The organism is Brevundimonas sp. (assembly GCF_031082345.1).
Lineage (GTDB): Bacteria > Pseudomonadota > Alphaproteobacteria > Caulobacterales > Caulobacteraceae > Brevundimonas.
This window is the reverse complement of record NZ_JAVHLH010000148.1, coordinates 1-7,146: the sequence shown is the minus strand read 5'-3', so window position 1 is coordinate 7,146 and position 7,146 is coordinate 1. Positions and strand designations below refer to the sequence as shown.

5 protein-coding genes are annotated in these 7,146 nt (G+C 69.5%); 2 read left to right on the top strand and 3 right to left on the bottom strand.

Annotated elements, in window-relative coordinates; translation table 11 throughout:
- Both RDU12_RS10265 and gap read left to right on the top strand, forming a co-directional pair.
- A partial coding sequence (locus RDU12_RS10265; RefSeq protein WP_308684562.1) for an ATP-binding protein occupies positions 1 to 1,128 on the top strand: 1,128 nt, incomplete at its 5' end.
- A gap of 124 nt (positions 1,129 to 1,252) precedes the next feature.
- Positions 1,253 to 2,260 (top strand): type I glyceraldehyde-3-phosphate dehydrogenase, encoded by a 1,008-nt coding sequence (gene gap / locus RDU12_RS10260; protein ID WP_308684561.1) that lies wholly within the window; start codon positions 1,253 to 1,255, stop codon positions 2,258 to 2,260.
- 51 nt (positions 2,261 to 2,311) lie between these two features.
- Here gap and RDU12_RS10255 read toward each other — a convergent pair whose 3' ends face one another.
- The 3 genes from RDU12_RS10255 to RDU12_RS10245 form a co-directional block, all read right to left on the bottom strand.
- A complete protein-coding gene (locus tag RDU12_RS10255; protein ID WP_300289757.1) occupies positions 2,312 to 2,842 on the bottom strand; it encodes a porin family protein in 531 nt (176 codons plus the stop codon).
- Positions 2,843 to 3,031: 189 nt separating this feature from the next.
- The gene (gene ppdK, locus RDU12_RS10250) at positions 3,032 to 5,722 is read right to left on the bottom strand and encodes a pyruvate, phosphate dikinase (protein WP_300289758.1); all 2,691 of its coding nucleotides are present in this window, start codon (positions 5,720 to 5,722) and stop codon (positions 3,032 to 3,034) included.
- 423 nt (positions 5,723 to 6,145) lie between these two features.
- Positions 6,146 to 7,146 (bottom strand): alpha/beta hydrolase (locus RDU12_RS10245; protein ID WP_308684560.1); only part of this gene is annotated, 1,001 nt, incomplete at its 5' end.

The window sequence follows — 7,146 nt, the reverse complement described above, 5'->3', positions numbered from 1 at the left end:
CGGCTCGCCGGCGGCGCCGACGATGCGGTTCGTCGAAAGACGGTCGAGCTGACCCGGGAGCAGGCCGCGGCGGCCGCCCAGCTGCATATGCAGCACATGGTCCCGCGCGGCGACGACGGCGCCATCGTGATCAACTCCACGACGCGCGAGTTCACTGTCCTGGCTCACCGCCTGACGTTTGCGCCGTTCTCGGCCTCGGTTCGTCAGCCGGACGGGCGCTGGGCCACGGTCGAGCCGCCGCGCGGTCTGCTGTCGCCGTGGCAGTTGCGGGTGTTGCTGGCGCTGGGCATTTCCATGCTGCTGCTGGCCCCGCTGGTCTGGTGGCTGGCGCGGCGGCTGACGCGCCCGATCCGGGTCTTCGCCGACGCCGCCGAGCGGCTGGGGGCCGACCCCGACGCCGAGCCGCTGGCGCCATCGGGTCCCAGCGAGGTGCGCACGGCCATCCACGCCTTCAACGACATGCAGGCCTCGCTGCGCGAGCACATGCGCCAGCGGACGCAGACCATCGCGGCCATCGCCCACGACCTGCGCACGCCGCTGACCCGATTGCGCTTCAGGGCCGAGCAGGCGCCGGCGGCGGTGCGCGACCGGATGGCCACCGATATCGAGGAAATGGACGCCCTGATCGCCCAAGCCATGGCCTTCGTGCGGGGGGAGTCCACGGCGGAGCGGCGCGAGCCGCTGGATCTGGGTCCGTTGGCGGCGGATTGCGCGGCCGGTTTCACCGAGACCGGCGCCGATGTGCGCTTTGAAGGCGGCGGCGCCTTGCCGGTCGAGGGCGACCCCGCCGCCCTGCGCCGGGCCCTGGCCAATCTGATCGGCAACGCCGTCAAATACGGCGGAGGGGCCCGGGTGAAGGCCTTCGTTGAGGACGGCCGCGCCGTCGTGGAGGTCTCAGACGACGGTCCCGGCCTGGCCGGGGACGAGCTGGAGGCGGTGTTCGACCCCTTCCATCGCGGCGAGCGGTCGCGCAGCCGCGAGACCGGCGGGACGGGTCTGGGGCTGACCGTGGCGCGTCAGGCGGCGCGAGCGCATGGCGGCGACGTGACCCTGACCAACCGGACCGGCGGCGGACTGACCGCGCGGCTGGCGTTGCCCCTTGCCCCGCCCGGCGCAGAACAGGCCTGAGGCGCGGCGGCGCGCTCGAAGCGTTACAGTTCATCACGGCTTGTTACGGCCGCGGGGTTGAAACGCCGCGCCGCCGGTTCCATTGAAGCGCCAACCGCAAATCACGCTTCAAGGAGCCCGCCCCATGACCGTCCGCGTCGCCATCAATGGTTTCGGCCGCATCGGCCGCCTCGTCCTGCGCTCGATCGTCGAGCATGGCCGTCGCGACATCGAGGTGGTGGCGATCAACGATCTGGGCCCGGTCGAGACCAACGCCCACCTACTGCGCTACGACAGCGTGCACGGCCGGTTCCCCGGCACGGTCGAAAGCGGCGACGGCTGGATCGACGTCGGCCTGGGCAAGATCAAGGTGACGGCCGAGCGGGACCCCGCGAACCTGCCGCACAAGGAATTGAACGTCGACATCGCCTTCGAGTGCACCGGCATCTTCACCTCGAAGGACAAGGCCAGCGCGCACCTGAAGGCCGGCGCCAAGCGGGTGCTGGTCTCGGCCCCGGCCGACGGCGCCGACCAGACCATCGTCTACAAGGTCAACCACGACGTCCTGACCGCCGACGACATCATCGTCTCCAACGGCTCGTGCACCACCAACGCCCTGGCCCCGGTGGCCAAGGTGATGAACGACCTGTTCGGCATCGAGCGCGGCTACATGACCACTATCCACGCCTACACCGGCGACCAGCCGACGCTGGATACGATGCACAAGGACCTGTACCGCGCCCGCGCCGCGGGCCTGTCGATGATCCCGACCTCGACCGGCGCTGCCAAGGCGCTCGGCCTGGTGCTGCCGGAACTGAAGGGCAAGCTGGACGGATCGTCGATCCGGGTGCCGACGCCCAACGTCTCGGTCGTCGACCTGAAGGTGGTGGCGGGGCGCGAGGTCTCGGTGGACGAGATCAACGCCGCGCTTCAGGCCGCCGCCGACGGTCCGATGAAGGGCGTGCTGCACACCACCACCGAGCCGCTGGTGTCGATGGACCTCAATCACATCGCCGCCTCGTCGACCGCCGCCCTGCCCCAGACCCAGGTCGTCGACGGCAAGCTGGCGCGGGTGCTGAGCTGGTACGACAACGAATGGGGCTTCGCGACGCGGATGGCCGATACGGCCCTGGTGATGGCGAAGTTTCTCTAGTCGACAGGGTCTCCGCCGCGGCGTGGTCGCCGCGGCGGAGATGTCCGGGTCCTAGAAGCGGCGGACGAAGCTGAGACCGTAGGTGTCGATCTCGCCGCCGGCGTCGTCGGTGAAGTCGCGGCGGGTCCAGTCGGCGCGGACGCCGTTCTGGACGTCGAAGAAGTAGTTCGCGCCGGCGCCGTAGTTCAGGCTTTCGCCGTCCTCGGTGGCGGAGACGCCGGCGACGTCGGCCTTCAGCGAGGTCGTGCCGTAGCCGACGCGGCCGAACAGTTCGAGGTTCGGGCTGACGGGCACCGAGCCCACGGCGTAGACGGCGGCGTCGTACTCATGTTCGAGGGTCCCGTCGACGCCGGCGACGGTGATGTCCTCGTCCTTGACGCCGAAGGAGCCCTCGGCCTCGACGCCGATGTAGCGCGAGAGCTTGGCGCCGACCCGTCCGGTGACGGCGCCGAGGCTGTCGTCGCCGCTGTCGAGGTGGGTGTAGCCGACCGAGCCGGTCCATTGCGGATCGTTGAAGCTCTGGGCCATGGCCGGTGCAGCGATCAAAGTAAGAGCAGCGGTCGCGAGAAGAACGTTACGCATTGTTTCTGTATCCTCTAGATGTGGTCACTTCTGCGGTGACCAGCCCCATCCAGCGGAGACAGAAATGGGTAGCGATTGCCGGCGTTCCAGTAGGGCGCTGCGACTGGTTTCGGACTGTGGACAGCTTGACACAGACGCCGATACGTCAATCGCGACCTTATCGTGTTCTTATTTTGACAGCGCGATTGCTTAGCGGTCCTTCTCCTGTTCGGTCCCGGCGCGGGCGTTCAGGGCGGCCTGGGCGGCGGCGAGGCGGGCGATGGGGACGCGGTAGGGCGAACAGCTGACGTAGCTGAGGCCGACCCGCTCGCAGAAGTCGATCGACGACGGGTCGCCGCCGTGCTCGCCGCAGATGCCCATCTTGATGTCCGGGCGGGCCGCCCCGCCCCGCTCGGCGGCGATGCGGATCAGGTCGCCGACGCCCTCCTGGTCGAGGCGGACGAAGGGGTCGGTCTCGAAGATGCCCTTGTCCAGATAGGCCTGCAGGAAGCGGCCGGAGTCGTCGCGGCTGATGCCGAAGGTGGTCTGGGTCAGGTCGTTGGTGCCGAAGGAGAAGAACTCGGCGTGCTCGGCGAGGTCGCCGGCGCGCAGGGCGGCGCGGGGCAGTTCGATCATGGTCCCGACCAGATAGGCGATCGACTGGCCGGTCTCGGCGAAGACCTCGCGCGCGACCCGGTCGGTCAGCTCGCGCAGGTATTTCATCTCGAGGCCGAGGGCGACCAGCGGGTGCATGATCTCGGGCAGCGGGGCTTCGCCCGACTTCGCCTGCACCTCCAGCGCCGCCTCGAGGATGGCGCGGACCTGCATCTCGTAGATCTCGGGGTAGGCGACGCCGAGGCGGCAGCCGCGGTGGCCCAGCATGGGGTTGGTCTCGTGCAGCTCCTTCGCCCGCCGCTTCAGCTTGGCGGCGTCGAGGCCCTGGGTCTCGGCCAGGGCGTCGATCTCGGCGTCGGTGTGGGGGATGAACTCGTGTAGCGGCGGGTCGAGCAGCCGCACGGTCACCGGCAGGCCGGCCATGATCTCGAATAGTTCGACGAAGTCCGACTTCTGGAACGGCGCGATCTTGGCGAGGGCGGCGCGGCGGCCGGCCTCGTCGTCGGCGAGGATCATCTCGCGCACGGCGGCGATGCGGGCGTCGTCGAAGAACATGTGCTCGGTCCGGCACAGGCCGATGCCCTCGGCCCCGAAGCCGCGTGCCGTCTTGGCGTCCAGCGGCGTCTCGGCGTTGGCCCGCACCCGCAGACGGCGCTCCTTGTCGGCCCAGGCCATCAGGGTCTGGAAGTCGCCGGTCAGTTCCGGCTCGATCATCGGCACGGCGCCGTCCAGCACCTCGCCCTTCGAGCCGTCGATGGTGATGACCTCGCCGGCCTTGAAGACGCGGCCGCGGGCGGTGAAGGTCCCGGCCTTCTCGTCGATGTGGATCTCGCCGGCGCCGGAGACGCAGGGGCGGCCCATGCCGCGGGCGACCACCGCCGCGTGGCTGGTCATGCCGCCGCGGGCGGTGACGATGCCGCGCGCCGCGTGCATGCCGTGGATGTCCTCGGGCGAGGTCTCCTCACGCACGAGGATGACGGCGTCGCCGAGCTGGGACAGGCGCTCGGCCTCGTCGGCGTCGAACACCACCTTGCCGGTGGCGGCGCCCGGCGAGGCGGGCAGGCCGGCGGCGACGACCTTGCGTTCGGCGTTCGGGTCGAGGGTCGGGTGCAGCAACTGGTCCAGCGCCGAGGGCTCGACCCGGCCGATGGCCTCCTCCTGCGAGATCACGCCCTCGGCGGCGAGGTCCACGGCCACCTTCAGCGCCGCCTTGGCCGTGCGCTTGCCGTTGCGGGTCTGCAGCATCCACAGCCGGCCCTGTTCGACCGTGAATTCGATGTCCTGCATGTCGCGGTAGTGGGTCTCGAGCTTGCCGACGACCTCGACGAATTCGTTGAAGACCACCGGCATGGCCTCTTCCATCGAGGGGGCGGTCTCGCCCATCTCCTCGCGGCCGGCGCGTGTCAGCGACTGCGGCGTGCGGATGCCGGCGACGACGTCCTCGCCTTGGGCGTTGATCAGGAATTCGCCATACAGCCGGGCCTCGCCCGTCGACGGGTTGCGGGTGAAGGCGACGCCGGTGGCCGAGGTCTCGCCCATGTTTCCGAAGACCATGGACTGCACATTCACCGCCGTGCCCCAGCTCTCGGGGATGTCGTGCATGCGGCGATAGAATTTGGCCCGGTCGTTCATCCAGCTGGCGAAGACGGCCGAGACGGCGCCCCATAGCTGGTCGTTGGGATCCTGCGGGAAGGGCTGGCCCAGACGGTCCTCGACCACCTGCTTGTATTCGGCGACCACCTTCTCCCAGTCGGCGGCCGACAGGTCGGTGTCGATGGTGACGCCCAGCCGGTCCTTGTGGTCGTCCAGAACCTCTTCGAAGTCGTCGTGCGACAGGCCCAGCACCACGTTGGAGTACATGGTGATGAAGCGGCGGTAGCTGTCGAAGGCGAAGCGGCGGTCGCCGCTGAGGGCGGCCAGCCCCTCGACCGTCTCGTCGTTGAGGCCGAGGTTCAGGACGGTGTCCATCATGCCCGGCATGGAGGCGCGGGCGCCCGAGCGGACCGAGACCAGCAGCGGGTTCTTCGGATCGCCGAAGGTCTTGCCGACCACGCTCTCGACCTTCTTCAGGCCGGCGGCCACCTGGGCTGCGAGATCGGCCGGATAGCTCTGGCCGTTGGAATAGTAATGAACGCAGGCCTCGGTGGTGATGGTGAAGCCGGGGGGCACCGGCAGGCCGAGCGAGGACATCTCGGCGAGGTTCGCGCCCTTGCCGCCGAGAAGGTTCTTCATCGACGAGTCGCCGTCGGCGGTCCCGCCGCCGAAGCCGTACACCCACTGGGTCATTTATCAGCCTCTGAGCCGTGATCGAACGCGGGGACTCGCATCCCTCGCGGTGCAGCGCCCCGCTTACCGCGCGAGGGCCGGCAAGGCGAGGCTGGGGGTGTAACAAAACGTGAGCCGCTGTGACGGTTCCGGCCCCGACCCTGTCAGCAGAAAATCGCAAAACCCTGCCATCCCGACACTCCCGCACCCCCTTCCCTCTCCCGTCGCTGAGGCGCCGATCGCCGCCAGACGGTCCCGATCGGCCGCCGGCCAACCGTTCGTCCTTGTCCCGCAATGAGAGCATGCGCCCGCGTCAAAAGCGGACGCAGTCCCTTTCACCGCACCGTCGACGGAGATCGGGCCGGGTGCGGGATGGCAGGGAAATGACCGGGATGGGCCGGGATGACAGGCTATGGGATGGCAGGGGATCGGCGGCCGTTGAGGTCAGATCGGGCGGGCCGCCGGCTGGATCCGGACGGGCGGGTCCCCGCCCTCGCCCGGCCCCTCATCCGGCCGCGCCGGCGGGGCGAGATCGGCGTCGGGCGAGAGGAAGGAGCGACGCGAGGGCGCCGGGACGCGGCTGCGGAGCAGGTGAACGAAGCCGACGAAATCCGCGATCTGCTCGTTGTAGAAGGGCGCCTTCTCGACCGGCCCCATGTGGCCGGCGTCTTCGACCCGGACCAGCCGGGCCTGCGGCAGGGCGGCGGCGATGGTCTCGCCGGCCTGGTCCCGGGTGATCAGGTCGCGGCCGCCGACGAAGACGAGCGCCGGAACGTCGATCCGGGGCAGATCGTCGGTGATCGACCAGCGCAGCATGGCGAGATTGCCGCGCGCCTGGACCGCCGGGGAATTCAGGGTGATCAGCCGCGCGGTCCGATCCAGCTGTTCCCGCGTCGGGCGGGCGCCGAAGCCCGCCAGGCGGGCCGCTGCATGGGTCGAACCACTGAGCCACGCCTGCCAGTTCATCACCCACAGCGCGGGCGACAGGACCGTGTCCAGCTTGAGAATGAGTTCGATCACCGGCTGAAGCGGTCGAAGCACGCGCGAGAAGACCATCGTCTCCAGAGGATTGGCGTGGGTGGTGTTCTCGAGCACGATGGCGGCCACCCGCCGTTTCAGCACTTCAGGATGGCGGGCGCAGAAGGTCTGAACCGTCATGCCGCCGATGCTGTGGCCGACGAGGATGATCGGGCGGTCCTGCGGCAGGCTGTCGATCACCGCGTGCAGGTCTTCGGAAAACCCCTCGATCGAATAGCCCGCGAGCGGGCGGGCGGACCGGCCCAGTCCGGGCAGGTCCCAGAAGACGAGGCCGAAGCGGGCGCCCAGGTCCGCCCGCGCCTCGGCCCAGATGCGCGCCGAGAGACCCCAGCCATGGGTGAAGAGCAGGATCGGCCCTTTCGCCGCGCCTTCGATCTCAACGTGCAGGACCGCACCGTCTGCGCCCA